20 protein-coding genes are annotated in these 24322 nt (G+C 71.9%); 7 read left to right on the forward strand and 13 right to left on the reverse strand.

Annotated features, from left to right (window positions below; all coding sequences use genetic code 11):
* Nucleotides 1–123 precede the first annotated feature (123 nt).
* From whiA to OG429_RS10830, 6 genes are all read right to left on the reverse strand, one after another.
* Nucleotides 124–1119 carry a DNA-binding protein WhiA gene (gene whiA, locus OG429_RS10805; RefSeq protein ID WP_030009075.1) on the reverse strand — a complete coding sequence of 332 codons (996 nt, stop codon included), beginning with the start codon at nucleotides 1117–1119 and terminating at the stop codon, nucleotides 124–126.
* The gene (locus OG429_RS10810; protein WP_328925086.1) at nucleotides 1110–2165 is read right to left on the reverse strand and encodes a gluconeogenesis factor YvcK family protein; all 1056 of its coding nucleotides are present in this window, start codon (nucleotides 2163–2165) and stop codon (nucleotides 1110–1112) included. The genes whiA and OG429_RS10810 overlap by 10 nt, the downstream gene beginning before the upstream one ends.
* Nucleotides 2162–3109 (reverse strand): RNase adapter RapZ, encoded by a 948-nt coding sequence (gene rapZ, locus OG429_RS10815; protein ID WP_030009073.1) that lies wholly within the window; start codon nucleotides 3107–3109, stop codon nucleotides 2162–2164. Before rapZ ends, OG429_RS10810 begins: the two co-directional genes overlap by 4 nt.
* A gap of 61 nt (nucleotides 3110–3170) precedes the next feature.
* Complete coding sequence (gene uvrC, locus OG429_RS10820) at nucleotides 3171–5171, reverse strand: excinuclease ABC subunit UvrC (RefSeq protein WP_328925087.1); 2001 nt, start codon at nucleotides 5169–5171, stop codon at nucleotides 3171–3173.
* 130 nt (nucleotides 5172–5301) lie between these two features.
* On the reverse strand, nucleotides 5302–6099 hold the full coding sequence (locus OG429_RS10825) for a hypothetical protein (RefSeq protein ID WP_328930230.1): 798 nt from the start codon (nucleotides 6097–6099) through the stop codon (nucleotides 5302–5304).
* Between the two features lie 5 nt (nucleotides 6100–6104).
* Complete coding sequence (locus tag OG429_RS10830) at nucleotides 6105–6746, reverse strand: papain-like cysteine protease family protein (protein WP_328925088.1); 642 nt, start codon at nucleotides 6744–6746, stop codon at nucleotides 6105–6107.
* Between the two features lie 229 nt (nucleotides 6747–6975).
* Here OG429_RS10830 and OG429_RS10835 point away from each other — a divergent pair, with 229 nt between their 5' ends.
* Nucleotides 6976–7926, forward strand: coding sequence for a hypothetical protein (locus OG429_RS10835; protein WP_328925089.1), 951 nt, complete (start codon nucleotides 6976–6978; stop codon nucleotides 7924–7926).
* A 15-nt stretch (nucleotides 7927–7941) separates the two neighbouring features.
* Here the strand turns inward: OG429_RS10835 and OG429_RS10840 are convergent, their stop codons facing one another.
* Nucleotides 7942–8373: a Rieske (2Fe-2S) protein gene (locus OG429_RS10840; protein ID WP_328925090.1), complete on the reverse strand. Its 432-nt coding sequence runs from the start codon at nucleotides 8371–8373 to the stop codon at nucleotides 7942–7944.
* A 75-nt stretch (nucleotides 8374–8448) separates the two neighbouring features.
* Between OG429_RS10840 and OG429_RS10845 the strand changes: the two genes are divergently transcribed.
* Entirely contained in the window at nucleotides 8449–9324 is an 876-nt protein-coding gene (locus OG429_RS10845) for a carbohydrate kinase family protein (protein WP_328925091.1), read from the forward strand.
* 25 nt (nucleotides 9325–9349) lie between these two features.
* On the opposite strand, the gene OG429_RS10850 is transcribed toward OG429_RS10845, so the two are convergent.
* On the reverse strand, nucleotides 9350–9991 hold the full coding sequence (locus OG429_RS10850) for a TetR/AcrR family transcriptional regulator (RefSeq protein ID WP_328925092.1): 642 nt from the start codon (nucleotides 9989–9991) through the stop codon (nucleotides 9350–9352).
* A 78-nt stretch (nucleotides 9992–10069) separates the two neighbouring features.
* Here OG429_RS10850 and OG429_RS10855 point away from each other — a divergent pair, with 78 nt between their 5' ends.
* Nucleotides 10070–10720 (forward strand): NAD(P)-dependent oxidoreductase, encoded by a 651-nt coding sequence (locus tag OG429_RS10855; protein WP_328925093.1) that lies wholly within the window; start codon nucleotides 10070–10072, stop codon nucleotides 10718–10720.
* 123 nt (nucleotides 10721–10843) lie between these two features.
* Here OG429_RS10855 and uvrA read toward each other — a convergent pair whose 3' ends face one another.
* Nucleotides 10844–13819, reverse strand: coding sequence for an excinuclease ABC subunit UvrA (gene uvrA, locus OG429_RS10860; RefSeq protein WP_328925094.1), 2976 nt, complete (start codon nucleotides 13817–13819; stop codon nucleotides 10844–10846).
* Between the two features lie 189 nt (nucleotides 13820–14008).
* Here uvrA and OG429_RS10865 point away from each other — a divergent pair, with 189 nt between their 5' ends.
* From OG429_RS10865 to OG429_RS10875, 3 genes are all read left to right on the forward strand, one after another.
* Nucleotides 14009–14698, forward strand: a complete 690-nt coding sequence (locus OG429_RS10865) for a maleylpyruvate isomerase family mycothiol-dependent enzyme (RefSeq protein ID WP_328925095.1) — start codon at nucleotides 14009–14011, stop codon at nucleotides 14696–14698.
* Nucleotides 14699–14707: 9 nt separating this feature from the next.
* A complete protein-coding gene (locus tag OG429_RS10870; RefSeq protein WP_328925096.1) occupies nucleotides 14708–15364 on the forward strand; it encodes an MBL fold metallo-hydrolase in 657 nt (218 codons plus the stop codon).
* Between the two features lie 209 nt (nucleotides 15365–15573).
* Nucleotides 15574–16893 carry an MFS transporter gene (locus OG429_RS10875; RefSeq protein WP_328925097.1) on the forward strand — a complete coding sequence of 440 codons (1320 nt, stop codon included), beginning with the start codon at nucleotides 15574–15576 and terminating at the stop codon, nucleotides 16891–16893.
* A 14-nt stretch (nucleotides 16894–16907) separates the two neighbouring features.
* Here the strand turns inward: OG429_RS10875 and OG429_RS10880 are convergent, their stop codons facing one another.
* From OG429_RS10880 to uvrB, 4 genes are all read right to left on the reverse strand, one after another.
* Nucleotides 16908–17891 (reverse strand): TerC/Alx family metal homeostasis membrane protein, encoded by a 984-nt coding sequence (locus OG429_RS10880; RefSeq protein WP_328925098.1) that lies wholly within the window; start codon nucleotides 17889–17891, stop codon nucleotides 16908–16910.
* Nucleotides 17892–18162: 271 nt separating this feature from the next.
* Complete coding sequence (locus OG429_RS10885) at nucleotides 18163–20157, reverse strand: TerD family protein (RefSeq protein WP_328925099.1); 1995 nt, start codon at nucleotides 20155–20157, stop codon at nucleotides 18163–18165.
* Between the two features lie 57 nt (nucleotides 20158–20214).
* A complete protein-coding gene (locus tag OG429_RS10890) occupies nucleotides 20215–20793 on the reverse strand; it encodes a TerD family protein (protein WP_328925100.1) in 579 nt (192 codons plus the stop codon).
* 88 nt (nucleotides 20794–20881) lie between these two features.
* Nucleotides 20882–23035: an excinuclease ABC subunit UvrB gene (gene uvrB, locus OG429_RS10895; protein ID WP_328925101.1), complete on the reverse strand. Its 2154-nt coding sequence runs from the start codon at nucleotides 23033–23035 to the stop codon at nucleotides 20882–20884.
* A gap of 280 nt (nucleotides 23036–23315) precedes the next feature.
* Between uvrB and OG429_RS10900 the strand changes: the two genes are divergently transcribed.
* Complete coding sequence (locus OG429_RS10900; protein WP_328925102.1) at nucleotides 23316–24221, forward strand: glycerophosphodiester phosphodiesterase; 906 nt, start codon at nucleotides 23316–23318, stop codon at nucleotides 24219–24221.
* Nucleotides 24222–24322: the final 101 nt, after the last annotated feature.

Raw genomic sequence — 24322 nt, forward strand, 5'->3', positions numbered from 1 at the left:
CGTCTGCCACGAAAGCGTTCGGACGCCAGCCTCAAGACCGGCCCATGCTCATGTCAATGGGGCCTACGGGAAAGGGACCCGCGCGGGTGATCGCGTGGGTCCCTTTGACGTACGGCTTCTCGACTAACCGGCCATGTTGTCGGCCATCTCCTCGCTGAGGTCGAGGTTGGACTCCGTACCCGGGATGCCGAGGTCCTGGGCCCGCTTGTCGGCCATCGCCAGCAGACGGCGGATCCGGCCCGCGACGGCGTCCTTGGTCAGCGGCGGGTCGGCGAGCGCGCCGAGCTCCTCCAGGGAGGCCTGCTTGTGCTCCATGCGCAGCCGGCCGGCCGCGGCGAGGTGCTCGGGGACCTCCTCGCCGAGGATCTCCAGCGCGCGCTGGACGCGGGCTCCGGCGGCCACCGCGGCCCGCGCCGAGCGGCGCAGGTTGGCGTCGTCGAAGTTGGCGAGGCGGTTGGCGGTGGCGCGCACCTCGCGCCGCATCCGCCGCTCCTCCCAGGCCAGCACCGACTCGTGCGCGCCGAGCCGGGTCAGCAGCGCGCCGATCGCGTCGCCGTCACGGACCACGACCCGGTCGACTCCGCGTACCTCGCGCGCCTTGGCGGCGATGGAGAGCCTGCGGGCGGCGCCCACCAGGGCCAGGGCGGCCTCCGGACCGGGGCAGGTGACCTCCAGGGAGGAGGACCGGCCCGGCTCGGTCAGCGAGCCGTGGGCCAGGAAGGCGCCGCGCCAGGCCGCCTCGGCGTCGCAGGTGGCACCGGAGACCACCTGGGGCGGGAGACCCCGGATGGGCCGTCCGCGGCCGTCCACGAGGCCCGTCTGGCGCGCCAGCTGGTCGCCGCCGGCCACGACCCGGACCACGTAGCGGCTGCCGCGGCGCAGTCCGCCCGGAGCCATGACCACCAGGTCCGAGGAGTGGCCGAAGATCTCCAGGATGTCCTTGCGCAGCCGGCGGGCGGCGATCCCGGTGTCCAGCTCCGCCTCGATGACGATGCGGCCGCTCACCAGGTGCAGCCCGCCCGCGAACCGAAGGATCGCCGAGACCTCCGCCTTCCTGCAGCAGGTCCGGGTGACGGGGAGGCGGGAGATCTCATCCTTCACCGCGGGCGTCATCGCCATGGGCCGATCCTTCCATGCATCCGAAAAATACGGTCGTACGCGGCGGCGAGCAGCTCCGGATCATGCTTCGGAGAGCCGTCTTCCCTGGCCACCGGCGCCAGCTCGACCGCGGCACCGAACCGTTTTGCGGCATCGGCCAGGGACTCGCGGTCGGGCACGGCGGCCTCGTCGGCCAGCACCACGTCCAGGGCGAGTTTAGGGGCGTGTCGGGCCAAAACCTCCAAATGACGCTGCGGAGAGAAGCCCTCTGTTTCGCCGGGCTGCGGCGCGAGGTTCAGCGAGAGGACCCTGCGGGCCTTCGTTTCGACCAGTGCGTCCAGCAGTTCCGGCACCAGCAGGTGGGGAATCACGGAGGAGAACCAGGACCCCGGACCGAGCACCACCCAGTCGGCGTCCAGGACGGCCGCGACGGCCTCCGGCACGGCCGGCGGGTCGCCGGGCACGACCTGCACGGAGAGCACCTCGCCGGGGGTGAGGGCGACGGTGGCCTGCCCGCGGACGGTGTCGACGTCCTCGGGGCGCGCCGGGTCGTGGCCCCTGACCAGGGCCTGGAGCTCCAGCGGCACGGCCGACATCGGCAGGACGCGGCCTTGCGCGCCGAGCAGCTTGCCGACCAGGTCGAGGGCCTGGACGGGGTCGCCGAGCTGTTCCCACAGGGCGACGATCAGCAGGTTGCCGACGGCGTGCCCGTGCAGGTCGCCCTCGGACTGGAAGCGGTGCTGGATGACGCGGGCCCAGGTCTGGCCCCAGTCGTCGTCCCCGCACAGCGCGGCCAGCGCCTTGCGCAGGTCGCCGGGCGGCAGCACGCCGAGCTCCTCCCGGAGCCGGCCGCTGGATCCGCCGTCGTCGGCGACGGTGACCACGGCGGTGAGGTCACCGGTGATCCGGCGCAGGGCTGCGAGGGAGGCCGACAGGCCCTGGCCGCCGCCCAGCGCGACCACCTTGGGCGCGGTGCCGCGCCGTCGGCCGGAACGGCGTGCACCGTCCTCGCCCCGGGAGGGGGCAAGGCGGCGCAGGCGGCTCAGCCGCGGGGTCCGTGCGGTCACTCGCGCCCCATGTCCCGGTGGACTACGACGGTCTCGACTCCCTCGGAGGCGAGGCGGGCGGCGAGCTTCTCGGACATGGCCACGCTGCGGTGCTTGCCGCCCGTGCACCCGACCGCGATGGTCACGTACCTCTTGCCCTCGCGGCGGTAGCCGGTGGCGATGAGCTGGAGCAGCTCGGTGTAGCGGTCGAGGAACTCCTTGGCGCCGGGCTGGCTGAAGACGTACCCCGACACCTCCTCGTTGAGCCCGGTGAAGGGGCGCAGCTCCGGCACCCAGTGCGGGTTGGGGATGAAGCGGCAGTCGACGACGAGGTCGGCGTCGACGGGGAGGCCGTACTTGTAGCCGAAGGACATGACGGTGGCCCGCAGCTCGGGCTCCTCGTCCCCGGCGAACTGCGCGTCCATCTTGGCGCGCAGCTCGTGCACGTTCAGGCTGGAGGTGTCGATCACCAGGTCGGCGTCGCCGCGCAGCTCGCGCAGCAGGTCGCGCTCGGCGGCGATGCCGTCGGTGATGCGCCCGTCGCCCTGGAGCGGGTGCGGGCGGCGGACCGATTCGAAGCGGCGGACCAGCGCGTCGTCGGAGGACTCCAGGAAGACGATGCGGCGGGTGACGCCCTTGCTGTCGAGGTCGGCGAGGGACTCGCGCAGGGCGTCGAAGAACTGGCGGCCGCGGACGTCGACGACGACGGCGATGCGCGCCACGTTGCCCTGGGAGCGGGCGCCGAGCTCCACCATGGTGGGGATCAGCGCGGGCGGAAGGTTGTCGACGACGAACCAGCCGAGGTCCTCCAGACACTTGGCCGCCGTACTGCGGCCGGCCCCGGACATGCCGGAGATGATCACCAGCTCGGGGATGGCCGCCTCGGCGGTCTCGCCGGGCTCCACTGTCGTGCCCGTACTCACCTGTGCTCCGTCTCGGTCGTGCGCGGTCTCGTGCTCGGTCATTGCTCGGTCCCCCGTTCGGACGATGTTCCCCCAGCTGACGCTGGGAGGTGCCCCCACCCAGCTACCGCTGGGAGGAGCCCCCGCCCGCGGGGGCGGGGTTCTCATCCTCAATGATCTCTCCTGTGGCCGTGTTGACGGCAGGACCAGCGGGAACCGCCCGGGCGAGGGCCGCGGCCACGGTCTCCGCCGTCTTGCGGCCTATGCCGGGGACCTCGCAGATCTGGTCGATTGTCGCCTGTCTCAGCTTCTTCACCGAACCGAAGTGTTTGACCAGGGCCTGCTTGCGCGTCTCGCCCAGCCCGGGCACCTCGTCCAGCGGGCCCGCCTTGAGCCGCTTTCCGCGCTTGTTGCGCTGGTACTGGATGGCGAACCGGTGGGCTTCGTCACGTACCCGCTGGAGCAGGTAGAGGCCCTCGCTGGTGCGGGGCAGCACCACCGGGTCGTCCTCGCCGGGCAGCCAGACCTCCTCCAGCCGCTTGGCCAGGCCGCACACGGCCACGTCGTCGACCCCGAGCTCCTCCAGGGCCCGCTTGGCGGCGGCGACCTGCGGCTGCCCGCCGTCGACCACGACGAGCTGCGGCGGGTACGCGAAGCGCCTGGGCCGCCCGTCCTCGTCGGGCGACGCGCCGTCGCCCTCCTCCGGTTCCCACTCCCCGGTCTTCAGCTTCTCCTGGAGGTAGCGGCGGAAGCGCCGGGAGACGACCTCGTGCATGGAGCGGACGTCGTCCTGCCCCTCGAAGGATTTGATCTGGAAGCGCCGGTACTCGCTCTTCCTCGCCAGCCCGTCCTCGAAGACGACCATGGAGGCGACCACGTCGTCGCCCTGGAGGTGCGAGATGTCGAAGCACTCGATGCGCAGCGGCGCGCTGTCCAGCTCCAGGGCCTCGGCGATCTCCTCCAGGGCCCGGGAGCGGGTGGTCAGGTCGCTGGCGCGCTTGGTCTTGTGCAGGGCGAGGGACTGCTGCGCGTTGCGGTGGACGGTCTCCATGAGGGCCTTCTTGTCGCCGCGCTGCGGTATGCGCAGGCTGACCTGCGACCCGCGCCGCTCGGCGAGCCACTGGCTCAGCGTGGGCGTGTCCTCGGGGAGCGCCGGGACGAGCACCTCCTTGGGGACGGCCTCGCCCTTCTCCTCCCCGTACAGCTGCTGGAGGGCGTGCTCGACGAGTCCGGCGGTGTCGACGGCCTCGACCTTGTCGGTGACCCAGCCGCGCTGGCCGCGGACCCTGCCGCCGCGTACGTGGAAGATCTGCACGGCGGCTTCGAGCTCGTCCTCGGCGACCGCGATGAGGTCGGCGTCGGTGGCGTCGGCGAGGACGACCGCATTCTTCTCCATGGCGCGGCGCAGCGCCCCGATGTCGTCGCGCAGCCGGGCAGCCTTCTCGTACTCCATCTCCTCGGCGGCCTCGTGCATCTCCTGCTCCAGGCGGGAGAGGTACGTCCCGGTCCGGCCGGCCATGAAGTCGCAGAAGTCCTCGGCCAGTTCGCGGTGCTCCTCGGGGGTGACCCGGCCGACGCAGGGCGCGGAGCACTTGCCGATGTAGCCGAGCAGGCAGGGCCGGCCGATCTGCGCGGAGCGCTTGAACACTCCCGCGGAGCAGGTCCGTACCGGGAACACGCGGAGCATCAGGTCGACGGTCTCGCGGATGGCCCAGGCGTGCCCGTACGGACCGAAGTAGCGCACGCCCTTCTTCTTCGGCCCGCGCATGACCTGGACCCGCGGGTACTCCTCGTCGAGGGTGACGGCGAGGGAGGGGTAGCTCTTGTCGTCGCGGTACTTGACGTTGAACCGCGGGTCGTACTCCTTGATCCAGGAGTACTCCAGTTGGAGCGCCTCGACCTCGGTGGAGACGACCGTCCACTCGACGGAGGCGGCGGTGGTCACCATGGTGGCGGTACGGGGGTGCAGCCCGGCGAGGTCCTGGAAGTAACTGGCCAGGCGCTGGCGCAGGCTCTTGGCCTTCCCGACGTAGATCACCCGGCGGTGCTCGTCGCGGAATCTGTAGACCCCCGGGGAGTCGGGGATCTGTCCCGGCTTGGGGCGGTAGCTGGAAGGGTCGGCCATGCCAACCACCCTACTGGCGCGGGCTGACAACGGACCGTACCCGTCGCCTCCGGCCGGGGCCCGGGCGGTCCGCGCCGCGGGGCCTGGCCCCTGGCCTCCGGCGGAAGCCAGGGGCCTGCGGGCGCGGGGGCTACGCCTCGGCGGCGACGCGGCGGCGGCGCAGGGCCAGCGCCCCGGCCCCGCCCAGCACGATCGCCCCGGCGGCCGCGGCCGTCAGCGTCAGCGTCGCCGTCGCCGTCCGCGTCGCGTCGGGCTCCGGGGAAGCCGCGAAACCACCGGCCCCGCCCCCCTTGGCATAGGCCGAGCCGGGGAGCTTGTCCCCGTACGCCTCGGCGACCCGAGCCCGGTACGCGCCCAGGCTCGTCCCCCCGGCGCCCACGGCCCGCACCGCGTCCTCGTCCAGCGGCAGCACCCTGCTGCCCCCGGCCACGTACCAGGCGTCGATCTGCGGCTCCCGGAACACGGTCCCTCCGGGCAGCTTCGCGGCGCCCAGCTGCGCGTAGCGGAATTCGTCGTCGCCGGTGGCGATGTTCACGACCTGCCAGCCGGCCTCCGTCCGCGCGGTCCACAGCGCGGCCTGCTGCCCGTCGGAGGAGACCGCCTTGCTGGCGAGGAACTCCAGGCGGGCGACGGGCGCCCCCGCCTTGCCCGCGACGAACTCCGGGGAGAGGTAGCTGACCGGTATCGCCTCCCCCTCTATCCGGGGCTGCGCGGCTGCCGGCGAGACCTTGCCCTCCCGGGCGAAGAAGCGGGAGAGCGTGGCCGTGCTGTCGGGGGCGGCGGCCACCTGCGCGGCGGCCGCCCGGTTCTCGGCCGTGGCGGCCTGGGGCTGCGGCACGGGGGCGGCGACGGCCTGCGGGGCGAGGCCGAGGAGGGCGGTGGCCGCGAGGACCACGGTGGCGGCGGTGGCGGTGGCGCGCAGGGTCATGGCGCTCACGCCCCGATCCGGTAGAGGGAGTGGGTCCAGGAGAAGGTGCTGTTGTCCACGTACCAGGCGTGCGAGGCCCAGTTGTAGCGGTCGCTTGAGGGCCACGGGTCGCCCCAGTAGACCCAGCTGCTGGCGGTGTCGTAGCCGTAGATCACGTGCATGTGGCCACCTCCGCCCGACCACTGGATCCGGGTCTCGATCGGCCGGTTGGCGTTGATCTCGGTCTGGACGGTGGAGTACTGGAGCCAGCCGGTCACGTACGAGCCGGGGCTGATGCCCGCCCAGCGCAGCCCGGTCTGGACGTTGCCGAGGGTGGCCTGGTTGTTGGGGCAGTCGTAGCCCTGCTGGCGGTTGAAGGCGGCATTGCAGAACTGGTTCTGGCTGTAGTTGCGGCCGAACCAGGTGGCGATGGTGTTGCCGCCCGCGGCCCAGCACCAGTTGGTCTTCTCCTGCGCCTGCATGGTGATGTTCAGGCGCTTGTACGCGAGGGCGGCGCTTTCGGCCGGGGCGGCGGCGGTACCGGCGGCGGCGCTGGTACCGGCAGCGGTGGTATCGGCGGCGGCGGCGGTGCCGGCACCGAGGGACAGGGCGAGGAGCAGGGCGGAGATGACGGCGGCTGGGGAATGCCGCCGGATTCTGTTGCGCATCGCGTTCCTCCCGAGGCGGGGATGTGGGGGTGGAGGAGCGCGTCCGGACGCTGTGGAGGAGCATCAGGGTGTTGTCCGGATCAGGTCAACCCGCTTCAATACGCGGTGACACCGCCGTGTGAACGGTGGGGCTGCGGTGTGAATGGTGACTGTCGTTTCATCTGGTCCGGCAGAGCCGCCGACGCGATCCACGGTGCCCGCGCGCGTGAACGTTCACAGAGGAGGCGCCATGCGGCCGACCGGGGACACGGCGGACTCGGCCGACGCGGCAGAACTCAGCCGGCTGCTGCGCGGCGGCCCCTTCCACCTCGCCCTGCGCGCCGCCCTCGCCGCGCGTGGACTTCCCCTGCACCGGGTCCAGCACCGGCTCGCGGCCCGGGGGATCAAGGTCGGTGTCACCAGCCTCAGCTACTGGCAGCAGGGCGCCCGGCGGCCGCGGCACGCCGAGTCCCTGCGGGCCGTGACGGCCCTGGAGCAGATCCTGGAGCTGCCCGACGGGGCCCTCGTCCGGCTGCTCCTCGCCCCGGAACCCGCCCCCGGGCCCGCCCGCCCGGCCGCCCGCTCGTACCGGGCCCTGTTCAGCGTCGGCGGGACGGTGGAGCAGCTGCTGGACGGGATGGAACTCCCGTCGGACGGCGGACTGCACACGCTCGCCCACCACGAGCGGGTCCGCATCGGCCCGGCGGGCGAGATGCTGGCCCGCGAGTCGCAGCAGATCGTCCGGGCCCACCGGGACGGGGTCGACCGCTACGTCGCCGTCCACCACGGCGATCCGGGCTGCGACGTGTCCCGGATCAGCGTGACGGCGTACGAGAACTGCCGCACGGGCCGTGTGCGGTGCCACCCGGAGGCCGGGGTGGTGGTCGCGGAGCTGCTCTTCGACGCCCGGTTGCGGCGCGGGGACACGTACGTCTTCGGCTACGGCATCGAGGACGGCACGGGCGTCCGCAGCGGCGAGTACGTGCGCGGCTTCAGCTACGCGGGCGGCCAGTACATGCTCCAGGTCCGCTTCGACGAGTCCGCCCTGCCGGTGCGCTGCCGCCGCTTCGCGCGCAGCGGGCCGAAGGCCGCGCGCACCGGCCTCGCGGACCTCACGCCGAGCGGCCGCCACCGGGCGGTGCACCTGGTGGAGCAGGCGGTACGGCGCGGGATCCTCGGGATCGTCTGGGACTGGGACTGACCGGCCCGCTCCCGGTCAGCCCGCGACGAGCTTGCCGTTCTCCGCCTTGACGGGGACCGCGGGCAGCGGGTCGGTGGCCGGGCCGCGCAGCACCTTGCCGGTCGCCACGTCGAAGCGGCTGCCGTGGCAGGGGCAGTTGCCCTCACCTTCGACGATCTTGTCCAGTACGCAGCCGGCGTGCGTGCACTGGGCGCTGAACGCCTTGTATTCGCCCTCCGCCGGGCAGCTGACGATCAGCTTCCGCTCCCGGTACAGTTTCGCCCCGCCGACCGGGACCTCGGCCGCGGCTCCCAGCTCCACCGGGGCGGTGGGCGTCGCGGGAGTGTTCCCGCCGGTACGGCTCTCGGTGGAGCAGGCCGCGAGTGCCGCTCCGGCGCCGGCCGCTCCCGCGAGCGCGGCGGCGCCCCTGAGCACGGTACGGCGGGCGGGGGACGGCGACACGGACATGGAACTCTCCTGGAGAAGCGGGCGGGGCACGGCGCACCCGACGATACCGCCGTCCGATGGGGTACCTTCCCCCGCGTGATCGTCGTCGGCGGAGAAGCCCTCATCGACCTGGTGCCCGTGGCACGGCCGCCGGGCGCCCTGCTGCCCCGGCCGGGCGGCGGACCGTACAACACCGCTCTCGCGCTCGGCCGCCTCGGCGCCGAGGTGGCCTTCTGCTCCCGGGTCTCGGCCGACGGCTTCGGCGAGAACCTGCTGACCGGGCTGCGGGCGGCCGGCGTGGACCTGTCGCTCGTGCAGCGCGGGCCGGAGCCGACCACCCTCGCCGTGCCCTCGCTGGCCCCGGACGGCTCGGCCTCGTACGGCTTCTACGTCGAGGGCACCGCGGACCGGCTGTTCACCCTGCCGCCCACCCTCCCGGCCTCCGTACGGGCCCTCGCGCTCGGGACCTGCTCGCTCGTGCTGGAGCCGGGCGCGAGCGCGTACGAGACCCTGCTGCGCCGGGAGTCGCGGCGCGGGCTGCTGACCCTGCTGGACCCCAACATCCGGCCGGCGCTGATCGCGGATCCGGCGGCCTACCGCGCCCGGTTCCTGACCGGGCTGCTGCCGTACGCGTCCGTCCTCAAACTGTCGGAGGAGGACGCCTTCTGGCTGGGGGGCCGGCCCCGCGACTGGCTGGCGGCGGGGCCGTCGGCCGTGGTCCTGACCCGGGGCGCGGCGGGGCTGACGGTCTGGACGCGGGAGGGCGCGGAGCACTCGGTGGCGGCCCGCCGGGTCACGGTGGCGGACACGATCGGGGCGGGCGACACCGTCAACGCCGCTCTGCTGCACCGGCTCTCAGATGCGCGGGACCGCGCGGTGGACTGGCCCGACGTGCTGGCCTACGCCGCGCACGCGGCGGCCTTGACCTGCACGCGGGCGGGCGCGGAGCCGCCGTACGCGGCGGAGCTGTAGCGCTTCAGCGCAGTGCGGCAGCGCTTCAGCGCAGTGCGGCCCAGACCGTCCGGGCCACGGCGGGGGCGAACTCCTCCACCGGCTGGACCACGTCCGCACCGGAGAAGTGCAGGAAGAAGGCCCGCTGGAAGCAGGCGCCGAGCAGCAGGGACGCGGCGGCCCGCGGATCGGCGTCGGGGCGCAGCCGTCCGGCGTCGAGCTCGCGCCGCAGCCGCCCGGCCAGGGCGTTGAGGATCACGTGCGGCCCGGCGCCGATCTTCCGCACGCCCTCGCGGTGGCGGGTGAGCAGGACGGGGTCGGCGAAGAGCGAGGCGGCCATGGGCATCGCGTCGGCGTAGAAGAGCGAGGCGTGCCGGGCGATGGCGGCGAGCCCCTCTTCGACCCCTCCCTCGGATCCCTCCTCGGCTCCCTGCCCGACCGCGCCCTCTCCCGGCTCGGCGAGCAGGGCGGTCATGAGCGGGCCCGCGTTGGGCGTGCGCTCCATCAGCACCCGCACGAACAGCTCTTCCTTGTTCGCGAAGTGCTTGTAGAGCGCGGCCTCGGAGCAGCCGGCCTCGCGGGCGATGGCCTTGGTGGTGGCATTCGCCAGTCCACTGGTGCGCATCAGGGTCTCGGCGGCGTCGAGGAGCCGCTCGGGGGTGGGGCGGCTTGACTTTGAGGTGAGCATTCACTCACCCTAGTCGAAGCGAGGGTGAGTGAATGCTCACCCACCACCTGCTCCACCTCTTCGGCCACGGGGGAATCCATGAAGATCACGGTGTTCGGTGCCACGGGCGGCGTCGGCCGCGAAGTCGTCCGGCAGGCACTCGACGCGGGGCACGAGGTGACCGCGGTGGTCCGCGACCCGGCCCGCCTGCCCGTTCCCGCCCACGAGCGGCTCCACGTGGCCACGGTGGCCGACGTGACCGACCAGGAGGCGCTGCTGCCGGTGGTGAGCGGCCAGGACGCGGTGGTCTCCGCACTGGGCGCGGCGACCAACAAGCAGGCCAAGCAGACTCCCATCGCGGGCCCGGCCCTCGACGCGATCACCTCGGCCATGGACCGGGCGGGCGTGCGGCGGCTGTCCGCCGTCAGCGCCGCTCCGGTCGGCCGGCTACCGGACGGCGAGGGGGTGTTCACCCGGGCCGTGGTCTACCCGCTGCTGCGCAGGCTGCTGCGGGACGTGTACGCGGACCTCGCGGACATGGAGGCGGCGATGGGGGCGAGCGGTACGCAATGGACGGTCATCCGCCCGCCGATGCTCCAGAACAAGCCCCACACCGGGAGGTACCGGCGCGCGATCGACGGCAACGTGCGGGGCGGCCGGGTCATCCCCCGCGCGGACGTCGCGGACGCCCTGCTGGCGAGCCTGACGGACCCGGCCACCGCCGGCCACGCGGTGGGCGTGGCGTCGTAGGGCCGCCCGGCCCCGCTGGCGGGGCTCCGCCCAAGAGCCCGCGGCAGCCCCCGCAACGGCGCCGCAGACGCAGAGGGGCCCGGCCGGCCGGCCGAGCCCCTCCCGCCGCGCTCAGCGCAGCGGCTACGCCTTGCGGGCCCGCGCCGCCGTCTTCTTGGCCGGGGCCGCCTTCTTCGCGGCAGCGGCCGTGGCCGCCTTCTTGGCCGGGGCCTTCTTCGCCGCGGCCCTCGCCGGGGGCACCACCGCGTCGGAGACGCGGTCCGCCCCCAGGATGTCCCGCAGGAACTTGCCCGTGTGGCTCGCGCCCACCGACGCGACCTGCTCCGGCGTGCCCTCGGCCACCACCAGGCCACCGCCGTATCCGCCTTCCGGGCCCATGTCGATGACCCAGTCCGCGGTCTTGATGACGTCCAGGTTGTGCTCGATGACGATCACCGAGTTCCCCTTGTCCACCAGCCCCGACAGCACCTTGATCAGCTTCGAGATGTCCTCGAAGTGCAGACCCGTCGTCGGCTCGTCCAGCACGTACACCGTCCGGCCCGTCGACCGCTTCTGGAGCTCCGAGGCCAGCTTCACGCGCTGCGCCTCGCCACCCGACAGCGTCGGCGCGGACTGGCCGAGGCGGACGTAGCCCAGCCCGACCTCATTCAGCGTTTTCAGGTGGCGTGCGATCGTCGGCACCGCCTCGAAGAAGTCCAGCGCCTCCTCGATCGGCATGTTGAGGACTTCCGCGATGGACTTGCCCTTGTAGTGGACCTCCAGCGTCTCCCGGTTGTACCGGTCGCCGTGGCAGACCTCGCACGGGACGTAGACGTCCGGCAGGAAGTTCATCTCGATCTTGATCGTGCCGTCGCCGGAGCAGTTCTCGCACCGGCCGCCCTTCACGTTGAAGGAGAAGCGGCCCGGCAGGTAGCCGCGCACCTTCGCCTCCATCGTCTCCGCGAACAGCTTGCGCACGTGGTCGAAGACACCCGTGTACGTCGCCGGGTTGGAGCGCGGCGTCCGGCCGATCGGCGACTGGTCGACGTGCACGACCTTGTCGACGAGGTCGTCGCCGTCCACCCGGGTGTGCCGTCCCGGCACCGACCGGGCGCCGTTGAGCTCGCGCGCCAGGTGCGTGTAGAGGATGTCGTTGACCAGGGTCGACTTGCCCGAGCCCGACACACCCGTGACGGCCGTGAGCACGCCGAGCGGGAAAGCGACGTCGATGTCCTGGAGGTTGTTCTCCTTGGCCCCGTGCACGGTCAGCTTCCGCTCACCGTTCACGGGACGGCGTACGTCCGGGATCGCGATGGACCGCTTGCCGGACAGGTACTGCCCGGTCATCGAGTCGGTGTTCTTCAGCAGCTCCTTCAGCGAACCGCTGTGCACCACCTTGCCGCCGTGCTCGCCGGCGCCCGGGCCGATGTCCACGACCCAGTCGGCCACCTTGATGGTGTCCTCGTCGTGCTCGACCACGATGAGCGTGTTGCCCATGTCCCGCAGCCGCACCAGCGTCTCGATCAGCCGGTGGTTGTCGCGCTGGTGCAGGCCGATGGAGGGTTCGTCCAGCACGTAGAGCACGCCGACCAGGCCGGAGCCGATCTGCGTCGCGAGGCGGATGCGCTGGGCCTCGCCGCCCGACAGGGTGCCGGCGGCGCGGTTCAGCGAGAGGTAGTCCAGGCCGACGTCGACGAGGAAGCGGAGCCGCTCGTTGACCTCCTTCAGGACCCGCTCGGCGATCTTCTTGTCGCGGGCGTCGAGCCGCATCCGGCCGAGGAAGTCCGCGCACTCGCTGATCGACATCGCGGCGACCTCGGCGATGGACTTCTCCATCACCGTCACGGCGAGCACGATCGGCTTGAGGCGGGTGCCCTCACAGGTCGGGCAGGGCACCTCGCGCATGTAGCCCTCGAAGCGCTCGCGGCTGGCGTCGCTCTCGGACTCCGAGTGCCGCCGCTTGACGAAGGGCACGGCGCCCTCGAAGGCCGTGGTGTACGCCCGCTCCCGCCCGTACCGGTTGCGGTAGCGGACCTCGATCTGCGTCTTGTGCCCGTGGAGCAGGGCCTTCTTCGCGCGCACCGGCAGCCCGGCCCACGGGATGTCGGTCCGGAAGCCCAGTTCCCCGGCGAGCCCGCCGACCAGTCGCTGGAAGTAGTCCTTGGTGTGGCCGAGCGACCACGGCGAGACCGCGCCCTCGTCCAGGGACTTCTCCTCGTCCGGAACGATCAGCTCCGGGTCCACCTCCATGCGCGTACCGATGCCGGTGCACTCGGGGCAGGCGCCGAACGGCGAGTTGAAGGAGAAGGAGCGCGGCTCCAGCTCCTCGAAGGACAGGTCGTCGTACGGGCAGTAGAGGTGCTCGGAGTACATCCGCTCACGCTCGGGGTCGTCCTCGGCGAGGTCGACGAAGTCCAGGATGACCATGCCGCCGGAGAGGCCGAGGGCGGTCTCCACCGAGTCGGTGAGCCGGCGCTTTGCGCTGTCCTTGACGGTGAGGCGGTCGATGACCACCTCGATGGTGTGCTTCTCCTGCTTCTTCAGCGTCGGGGGCTCGGAGAGCTGGATGGTCTCCCCGTCCACCCGCGCCCGGCTGTAGCCCTTGGTCTGCAGATCGGCGAAGAGGTCGACGAACTCGCCCTTGCGCTCGCGCACCAGCGGCGAGAGCACCTGGAAGCGGCTGCCCTCGGGGAGCGCGAGCACCTTGTCGACGATGGCCTGCGGCGACTGGCGCGAGATCGGCCTGCGGCACTCGGGACAGTGCGGCTTCCCGATGCGGGCGAAGAGGAGGCGCAGGTAGTCGTAGACCTCGGTGATGGTGCCCACGGTCGAGCGCGGGTTGCGCGAGGTCGACTTCTGGTCGATGGAGACGGCCGGGGAGAGGCCCTCGATGAAGTCGACGTCGGGCTTGTCCATCTGCCCGAGGAACTGGCGGGCGTAGGACGAGAGCGACTCGACGTAGCGGCGCTGGCCCTCGGCGAAGATCGTGTCGAAGGCCAGGGAGGACTTGCCCGAACCGGAGAGTCCGGTGAAGACGATGAGTGAGTCGCGGGGCAGGTCGAGCGAGACATTCTTGAGGTTGTGCTCGCGAGCGCCACGAACGATGAGACGGTCGGTCACGCCGGTCCGCACCTTTCTTGAGAGAGCGGGGGGCACGGGGCCCCCGTCCCAGGGTATGGGGGGGCGCCTCTGCGATGGACTTGCTGTCCGGACTTCGAGCGTATAGCACGCACATTCGATTTACGGCACTACGCCAACCGCTTCACCCGATCGTGTGGCCGCGGGCCCGCGACCACTAGGCTCGGCTTCATGACTGATCATGTGCACGACCTGCGATCTGTACGTGAAGCGACCGAACGGCTCCTGACCGCGGTCGCGAAGCTGGACAACGCCGCCCTCGCCGAGGAGTCACTGCTCCCCGGCTGGAGCCGGGGCCACATCCTGGCCCACCTCGCGCGCAACGCGGACGCCCTCGTCAACGTCTTCGAGGGGCGCCCGATGTACGAGAGCGCCGAAGCCCGCGACCAGGACATCGAGCGCGATGCGGGCCGACCCCTGGAAGAACAGCTGGCGGACCTCCGTGATTCCGGGGCCCGCTTCCTCGCCACCACGGAGCCCGACCAGGACTGGTCCCGCACCGTCGAGCTGCGCAACGGCGTCACCGATCTCGCCGCGAACGTGCCCTTCCGCCGCTGGGTCGAGGTCGAGCTGCACCACGTCGACCTGAACATCGGCTACGAGCTCTCCGATCTCCCGGACGAGTTCACCGACCGCGAGATCATCTTCCTCGCCGACCGCTGGTCGGGCCGGCCGGAGGTGCCGCCGACGGCCCTCGCCACGGGCGACGGGCGCGGCTGGCGCACCGGCTCGGCCGGGGACCCGGCCGTCACCGTGTCCGGCACCCCGGCCGGGCTGCTGGCCTGGCTGGCGGGCCGCGGCGACAAGGGCGCCTCCCTGACGACGAGCGGTGGCCCGCTCCCCGGGCTCCCCCCGCTCTAGGATCAAGACATGACGTACACCGGAGAGGTCAAGGTCGGCGGTCCGGCCGACGTGCACGAACTCGCGGACCTGATGATTTCCAAGGTCGCGGTGGGCCCGATGAACAACAACGCCTACCTGTTGCGCTGCCGGGCCACCGACGAGCAGCTGCTGATCGACGCGGCCGCGGACGCGGACACACTGCTGAGCCTGATCGGCGACGACGGCATCGCGTCGGTCGTCACCACCCACCAGCACGGAGACCACTGGGGCGCCCTCCAGGCCGTGGTCGACGCGACGGGGGCGGCCACCTACGCGGGCGCCCTCGACGCCGAGGGCATCCCGGTGGCGACCGACGTCCTGGTCGCGGACGGGGACACCGTGCGCGTCGGACGGGTGGAACTCACCGCCCGCCACCTCGTCGGTCACACCCCAGGCTCGATCGCGCTGATCTACGACGACCCGCACGGACACCCGCACGTCTTCACCGGGGACTGCCTCTTCCCCGGCGGCGTCGGCAACACGTGGGGTGACCCGAAGGCCTTCGCGACGCTGATCGACGACGTCCAGCACAAGATCTTCGAGCAGTTGCCGGACGAGGCCTGGGTGTATCCGGGGCACGGCAACGACACCACGCTCGGCGCCGAGCGTCCGCACCTCACGGAGTGGCGCGAGCGCGGCTGGTAGACCCGCAATCCGTCAACTTCGGTACGCGGTGCACTCCTTCCGGTCGATGATGGCCGAGCACACGTCCTGAGGGACGGGGAGGGGGTACTTGCTGCACCATGCAACAAGACCCCTCCCCGTCCCTCTCTCCGTCTCCCACCACACCCCCGCCACGGGCTCCGGCCCCGTCCGCGCCCGCGTCAGCGCCTGAGTCCCGGCCCGCCCCCTCGATGCTGCGCCTCGCCTCGGCCTCGCTCGCCGGGACCGCCATCGAGTTCTACGACTTCTTCGTCTACGGGACGGCCGCCGCCCTCGTCCTCGGCCCGCTCTTCTTCCCGTCCTTCTCCCCGCTCGCCGGGACCCTCGCCGCCTTCGGCACCTTCGGCGTCGGCTTCCTCGCACGCCCGCTGGGTTCGGCGGTCTTCGGCCACATCGGCGACCGCTACGGCCGGCGCCCGGTGCTCCTCGCCTCCCTGCTGCTCACGGGTCTCGCCACCGTCGCCGTCGGCTGCGTGCCGACGTACGCCTCCATCGGCATGGCCGCCCCGGTACTCCTGCTCCTGCTGCGCTTCCTGCAAGGCCTCGGGCTCGGCGGCGAATGGGGCGGAGCGGTACTGCTGACCGCCGAACACGCCCCCGAGGGGCGGCGCGGCCTGTGGGCGAGCTTCCCGCAGATCGGCCCGGCGGTGGGGTTCCTGCTGGCCAACGGCCTGATGCTGACCCTGTCCGCCGCCCTGACCGACGGGCAGTTCCGGGCCTGGGGCTGGCGGGTGCCGTTCTGGGCGGCCGGGCTGCTGGCACTGGCCGGCCTGTGGCTGCGCAGCTCCGTGGAGGAGACCCCACAGTTCCGCGCGCTCGCCGAGACCGGCCGCCGGGCCGAGGCCCCGCTGACAGAGGTCGTACGGGACCACTGGCGGCTGCTCCTGCTCACCGGCGGGGCGCTCTCGGTGGGGTACGCCGTCTTCTACGCGGTCACCACCTGGTCCCTCGCGTACGCCACCGAACACCTCGGCGTGCACCGCACGGTGATGCTCGCCTGCATCATGGCCGCGGTCGCCCTCAAGGGCCTGGCGACCCCGCTGGTGGCGCTGCTCGGCGACCGCCACGGACGGCGCCCCCTGTGCCTGATCGGCTGCGCGGCCTGCGCGCTGTGGATGTTCCCGTTCGTGGCGCTGCTGCGCACGGCGGATCCGCTGCTGATGACGGTGGGGTTCGTCGGGGCGCTGTTCGGCATGGTGACGATGTTCGCGGTCGTGGGCGCGTACCTGCCGGAGCTGTACGCGCCGCGCATCCGGTGTACGGGCGCGGCCGTCGGCTACAACCTGGGCGGCGTGCTGGGCGGGGCGCTGACCCCGATCGTGGCGACGGCGCTGGCGGACGGCAACGGTCCGCCGTGGGGGGTCGCGGTGTACCTGACCGGGGTCGCCCTCGTCTCGCTGGCCTGCTTCGCGCTGCTGCCCGAGACGAATCCGCTGGTCGTACGGGTCCGCAGGAAGGGCCCGCGGGCGGGTACGGGAACGGGGGCGGCCGAAGCGGCCGCCCCCGTGTAGACCCGCGGGCCCGCTTACGCGTCGATGCTCTCCGGGCGGGCGGCGGCCTCGGCCGCCGCCCGCTTCTTCGAGGCCATCAGGCTGGTGATCGTGGTGATGACCAGGACACCGCAGATGACGCCCAGGGAGACCGGGATCGAGATCACCGGGACGTGCACCCCGTTCTCGTGCAGCGCGTGCAGCACCAGCTTGACGCCGATGAAGCCCAGGATGACCGACAGGCCGTAGCTGAGGTGGACCAGCTTCTTGAGCAGGCCGCCGATGAGGAAGTACAGCTGGCGCAGACCCATCAGGGCGAAGGCGTTGGCGGTGAAGACGATGTACGGGTCCTGGGTGAGGCCGAAGATCGCGGGGATCGAGTCCAGCGCGAAGAGCACGTCGGTGGTGCCGATGGCGAGCATGACGACCATCAGCGGGGTCAGGACGCGCTTGCCGTTGCTCTGGATGAAGAGCTTGGTGCCGTGGTACCTGTCGGCGACGCCGAACTTCTTCTCGACGGACTTGAGGAGACGGTTCTCCTCGAACTCGTCCTCCTCCTCGTCCTTGCGTGCCTCCTGGATCAGCTTCCACGCGGTGTAGATCAGGAACGCGCCGAAGATGTAGAAGACCCAGGCGAAGCTGGCGATGATCGCCGCGCCGGCCGCGATGAAGACCGCGCGCAGGACCAGGGCGATCAGCACGCCCACGAGCAGTACGCGCTGCTGGAGGTGGGAGGGCACCGCGAACTTCGCCATGATCAGGACGAAGACGAAGAGGTTGTCCACGCTCAGGGACTTCTCGGTGATGAAGCCCGCGAAGAACTCCTGGGAGGCCTGGCCGTTCCCGAAGAACCACAGACCGAGGCCGAACAGCCCGGCGAGGACGATCCAGACGACCGTCCAGGTGCCCGCTTCCTTGATCGATACGTCGTGCGGTTTGCGGCCGATGAAGAAATCGGCGCCGATGAGGAGGGACAGACCAAGGATGGTCAGCGCCCACAGGGTCCAGGAAACTTCCACGGTAAACACGCCTCCGGCGGATGGCTCAGCACTTCGTCAGCGTCATCGCTGCCGGAGGTCTCTTCCACCCGGACGGCCTGGAGGCCGTGGGCCGGCGCCCCGGGACCGGCCGCGCTCATGAAAACCGCAGTGGTCCGTATTGACGGGTACGCCGTAGCAGGAAAGCAGGAATACTCCCCTCCGCGCTCACCAGGGTACCCGCCGGAGACGGTTTAGGTAAAGAGAATCCCAAGGACTGGTCAGTGGCAGGTCATCGACCTGCCGCCGACCGTCACCGGCGGGTGCGCCGGCGGGCCTCCGCGATCCGGTCCAGTGCCTGTTCGAGGACCCGGCTGCCCTGCGGGGGCAGGTCCGGCTCGAAGGTCCAGGCGTGGTGGACCCAGGGGTCGGCGAGGTGGTTGTCCGGCACCGGCGACAGCCGCATGAGCGAGCGCCACAGCGGGTCCAGCAGCGGCCCGTAGGCCGAGGCCTCGTCACGGTCCGCGACCATCAGCAGGTGCACACCGACGGCCGGACCCTCGTCGGCGAGGTAGCGCAGCTGGGTGACCGCCCGGTCGTCGAAGCCGTGCGGGAAGTCGTGCACGAGGAGCAGCTGGTCGGCCGTGTCCACGTCCGGCGGCAGGTCCTCGGGGGCTCCGGCCCGCACCGCCATCTGTACGAGGTCCACCCGCCGGGTCAGCCGCGCCAGGGTCTCGGTGACCCCGGCGGCCCCGGCGGCGGGCGGGGCGGCCAGCACCCCGGCCCGGACCAGCGGCGCCAGCGAGGCGGCTCCGGCCCCGGCCGCGTCGATGACGTGGACGGCGAACCGGTCGCCGGGGTGGACCGCGAGCAGCCGCGCCGCGTGCGCGACGGCCATGTCCATGGCGGCCCGGCGCAGCCGGTCGGTGTCCATGGCCATCGCGGACTCGGAGCCGGTGCGGCCGTTGTCGATCCAGATGCCGCGCTCCAGCGGGAGCCTCATCAGCATCGGGATGCGCAGATCGGGCCGCTCGGGCAGGTGCAGGTCGCCCAGGCGCAGGGCCAGCGGGCTCTCCTCGGGCAGCCCGTTCGACCGGCTGTCGTGCCAGACGGGGTTGTCCCAGCGGGCGTACGCGGCCGGCAGCGCGGGCTCGACGACCTCCGACTCGGCGATCAGCTGGGCGAGGTCCCGGTCGAGGACGGCCTGGGCCTGGGCGACGAGCTCCTCGCGGCGCGCCCGGGCGGTGTCGCGGGCGGCGTTCCCGGAGCCTCCGAGGCGGTGGCGCGGGTCTGACAGGGCCTCGTCGAGCTCGCGGTCCATGCGGGAATCGGCGAAGTCGACGGCGCTGCGGTACGCGGCGACCGTGCGGGACAGGTCCTCGAACATGCCCCACACCTGGTTGTAGAGCCGCTCCTCCATGGACCAGCCGCTGGCGTCCCCGGCGACGGGCTGCGGGAACTGCCCGGGCTCCGTCGGCGGGGCGGCCTGCGGCGCGGGCTCGGGCGGCTCGGTGCTGGCGCGGCGGCGCCGCGGGTGGGCGTAGCTGATGGTGGGCGGGGAGTCCGCGGTGTCGCCGCCCGGGGCGGGGTGCGGCGCGGGGCCGGGCGTACCGGCGTAGGGAACCCCGGAGACGGGGACCGGGCCTTGGGGCTCGGGAGTGGGCGCAGGGGCCTGGGCGGCAGCCCCGGCCGCTGTCCGCGGGGCGCGCAGATCACCGGCCAGGCTCGTCCGGTTGGAGAGCGTGCCGCCCGCCTGCCCGGTCCCCGCGGCCGTCGCCAGTGCGGCGGCGGCGAGCGCGGTGGCCTCCGGTGCGGCCAGTCCGCCGTCGGCCAGCAGGGCGTCGAGGCCGTCGGCGTATCCCTGGCCCACGGCCCGGACCTTCCAGGCGCCCTGGCGGCGGTACAGCTCCAGGGCCACGACGGCCGTCTCCGCATCCAGCCCGGTCAGGGTGTATCCGGCGAGCTCGGCGCCCTCCGGGTCGGCCACGGCCACGTAGGAGGACGGGACCGCGCCGAAGCGCACCGGGCCGCCGGGCGGCAGGACGAGCAGTACGCCGACCCGGTGGACCTGCGGGGCGACCGCGTCGAGGTCGACGGCGAAGGTGTGCCGCTCGGCGAGCTCCCCCGGCGCGCGGACCCCCGGGAGGGTCCGGGCGCCCGGGTGTGCCAGTGCCCCGGGGCCTTCGAGCCTGCCCTGTTCGTCGGAGAGCGAGGCCAGGGCGAGCACGGGTGTGCCCGCCGAGACCCTGATCTCCACCCGGCTGTGGGACACGGGGTGGTTCTGCCCCCGGACCAGTTCGGCCGTCATCGTGCAGCCCTCCCCCGTGCCTTCTTCTCTTGTTGCGTCTGTTGCGTCGGTTGCGTCTTACAGGTGCGGCAGGATCGCCGGCATCAGGTCCTGGAACGTACGGCCGTTGGCCGGGTTGCCGAGAGCCGTCATCTGCCAGCCGGCGCCCGAACGCGACACCTTCGCCATGATCTGCGCCGTGTACTGGCCGCCGCCGTCGAGGGTGTAGCGGGCCAGTTCCTGGCCGTTGGTCTCGTCGACGATGCGGCAGAACGCGTTCTGCACTTCCTGGAACGTCTGGCCGGTGAACGAGTTCACCGTGAAGACGATCTGGTCGATGTGCACCGGCACGCGCTGGAGGTCGACGAGGATCGCCTCGTCGTCCCCGCCCTGGCCGACACCGCCGACGAGGTTGTCACCGGTGTGCCGTACCGAGCCGTCGTCGCTCTGCAGGTGCCGGAAGAAGACGACGTCCACCGGCTGCTTGTCGGCGAAGAGTACCGCCGACGCGTCCAGGTCGATCTCCTGGGTCCGCGACCCGAACAGCCCGCGGCGCTTGGCCGCCTGCCAGCCGAGGCCCATCCGGACCGCGGTCAGCGTGCCCCCGTCCGACTTCTGCAGACTGATGGCCTGACCCTTGGTCATGTTGACCGTCACGCGCTGTCCCCTCTCCATGGCCCGCCCCGACAACGGGGGCGCAGCGTGTACCTGCGGCTGTGACCCAACCCTACTGACAGGCCCCGGGTCAGGCGAGGCCCGCTTCCTTCATCTGTCGCAGCTCCTTCTTCAGCTCGCCGACCTCGTCCCGGATCCGGGCCGCGACCTCGAACTGCAACTCCGCGGCCGCCCCGCGCATCCGCTCGGTCATCTGCTCGATGAGCGAGGCCAGTTCGGCGGCGGGCCGGTCGGTGAGCACCTCGCCCTTGGCCGCGCCCTTCGCGCCCTTGCCGCCCGCCTTGCCCTTGGTCTGGGCCGCCTTGCCGCCGAGCGCCGGCACCGGAGCCTTGGCCCCCTTGCCGTCGGCCGCCTGTCGGTACCCGGTGCCGAGGAGCTGCTCGGTGTCCAGTTCCTCGCGGGCGATGGTGGCGACGATGTCGTTGATCTTCTTGCGCAGCGGCTGCGGGTCGATCCCGTTGGCCGTGTTGTAGGCGACCTGCTTCTCCCGGCGGCGGTTGGTCTCGTCGATCGCCTGCGCCATCGCCGGGGTGATGCTGTCCGCGTACATGTGGACCTGGCCCGACACGTTGCGCGCGGCGCGGCCGATGGTCTGGATCAGGGAGGTACCCGAGCGCAGGAAGCCCTGCTTGTCGGCATCGAGGATCGCCACCAGCGAGACCTCGGGCAGGTCGAGGCCCTCGCGCAGCAGGTTGATGCCGACCAGGACGTCGAACTCGCCGGACCGGAGCTCGCGCAGCAGCTCGATGCGGCGCAGCGTGTCCACGTCGCTGTGCAGGTAGCGGACCTGGATGCCGAGCTCCAGGAAGTAGTCCGTGAGGTCCTCGGCCATCTTCTTGGTGAGGGTGGTGACCAGGACCCGCTCGTCCTTCTCCACCCGCTCGCGGATCTCGTGCACCAGGTCGTCGATCTGGCCCTCGGTCGGCTTGACCACGACCTCGGGGTCGATGAGGCCGGTGGGGCGGATGATCTGCTCGACGAAGCCGTCGCCGCGCGAGAGCTCGTACTTGCCGGGGGTCGCCGACAGGTAGACGGTCTGCCCGATGCGCTCCTGGAACTCCTCCCACTTCAGCGGCCGGTTGTCGAGCGCGGACGGCAGCCGGAATCCGTGGTCGACCAGGGTCCGCTTGCGCGAGGCGTCGCCCTCGTACATGGCGCCGATCTGCGGCACGGTGACGTGCGACTCGTCGATGACGAGGAGGAAGTCCTCCGGGAAGTAGTCGATGAGGGTGTTGGGCGCGGAGCCCGGCTCGCGGTCGTCCATGTGCAGCGAGTAGTTCTCGATGCCGGAGCAGGACCCGATCTGCCGCATCATCTCCAGGTCGTACGTGGTGCGCATGCGCAGCCGCTGGGCCTCCAGCATCTTGCCCTGCTTCTCCAGCTCGGCGAGGCGCTGGGCCAGTTCGGCCTCGATGCCGCGGACCGCCTTCTCCATGCGCTCGGGGCCGGCGACGTAGTGGCTGGCGGGGAACACGTACAGCTCGCGGTCCTCGCTGATGACCTCGCCGGTCAGCGGGTGCAGGGTGGACAGGGCCTCGATCTCGTCGCCGAACATCTCGATGCGGACGGCCAGTTCCTCGTAGACCGGGAAGATCTCGATGGTGTCGCCGCGCACCCGGAAGGTGCCGCGGGTGAACGCCACGTCGTTGCGGGTGTACTGGATGTCGACGAAGCGGCGCAGGAGCTGGTCCCGGTCGATCTCCTCGCCCACCTTGAGGGAGACCATCCGGTCGACGTACTCCTGCGGGGTGCCGAGGCCGTAGATGCAGGACACGGAGGCGACGACGATGACGTCGCGCCGGGTCAGGAGCGAGTTGGTGGCGGAGTGGCGCAGCCGCTCCACCTCCTCGTTGATCGAGGAGTCCTTCTCGATGTAGGTGTCCGACTGCGGAACGTAGGCCTCGGGCTGGTAGTAGTCGTAGTACGAGACGAAGTACTCGACGGCGTTGTTCGGCAGGAGCTCCCGGAACTCGTTCGCCAGCTGGGCGGCGAGGGTCTTGTTCGGCGCCATCACCAGGGTGGGGCGCTGGAGCTTCTCGATCATCCACGCGGTGGTCGCCGACTTGCCTGTGCCGGTCGCGCCCAGCAGGACGACATCCTTCTCACCTGCACGGATGCGCTTCTCCAGCTCGGCGATGGCCGTCGGCTGGTCGCCGCTGGGCTTGTAGGGGCTGACGACCTCGAAAGGCGCCACCGTGCGTTCGATCTTCGATACGGGCCGCATGACTCAACCGTACGACCCCCCACTGACACTCAGGTGACGCGCGGGCGGATCCGCTCGGGTCCGGGCCGGTCCGCGCGCGCCCGCGGGGCGCTCGTACACGGCTGCCCGGCCGGACCCGCCTCACACGTTCTGGTCCGTTTGTCGTAGTTCGGTGGCGGCCCCGTGATCTTCAACCCCATGATCGCGGTGAAGGCCCCGCTGTGAAGTGCATCGCCACAAAGTCTGCCGCTCCGCACCCGTCTGACGCAGGAACAGGGCTCCCGACCAGAGGAGAACGCACATGTACGTCCGACCCGCCGCCGCGGCCGCCGCCGCATTCCTGGGCTTCACCCTCACCCTGCTGGGCGGGACGGCGTCGTACGCCGCCACCGGCCCCGACTCCCCCACGACCGCCCGGGCGGCGCTGGGAGGACCCGTCGTGTACGCCCACCGGGGGGCCTCGGCGTACGCCCCGGAGAACACCCTCGACTCGATCGACCTGGCGATGCGGCTGGGCTTCGAATGGGTCGAGAACGACGTGCAGCGCACCCGGGACGGCGAGCTGGTGGTCATCCACGACGACACCCTGGCCCGGACCACCGACGTCGAGCAGGTGTTCCCCGGCCGCCAGCCGTGGCGGGTCAAGGACTTCACGGCCGCGGAGATCGCCCGGCTGGACGCGGGCAGCTGGTTCGGGGAGGAGTACTGGGGCGCCCGGGTGCCGACCCTGCGCGAGTACCTCGACCGGGTATCGCGCAACCAGCAGCGGCTGCTGCTGGAGATCAAGAAGCCGGAGCTCTACCCCGGGATCGAGGAGCAGACCCTGAAGGTACTGGACGAGGCCGGCTGGCTCGACCGGCGCCACGTGACGCAGCGCCTGGTGGTGCAGAGCTTCAGCGCGGACAGCGTCCGCATCGTGCACGGCCTGCGCCCGGACCTCGTGACGGCCTTCCTGGGCACCCCGGCGGTGGCGGACCTGCCGCGGTACGCCCAGTTCACCGACCGGATCAACCCGTGGCACACCACGATCTCGGCCGACTGGGTCTCGGCGGTGCACGGCCTGCTGGGAGCCCACGGCAAGGCCATGGAGGTGGACACCTGGATCGTGGACGACGCCGCGACCGCCCGGAAGGTCCAGGCGATGGGCGTGGACGGGATCATCACCAACGCCCCGGATGTCGTCCAGGAGGCGGTGGGCGGCTACTGAGCCGGGCCCGCACGGGCGGTGCCGCGAGCGTCGCCGGCGCCGTCGGTGCTGTCGGCGCTGTCGGCGCTGTCGGCGCTGTCGGCGGGGCGCCGTACCGTGGA

Source organism: Streptomyces sp. NBC_00190 (assembly GCF_036203305.1).
Lineage (GTDB): Bacteria > Actinomycetota > Actinomycetes > Streptomycetales > Streptomycetaceae > Streptomyces.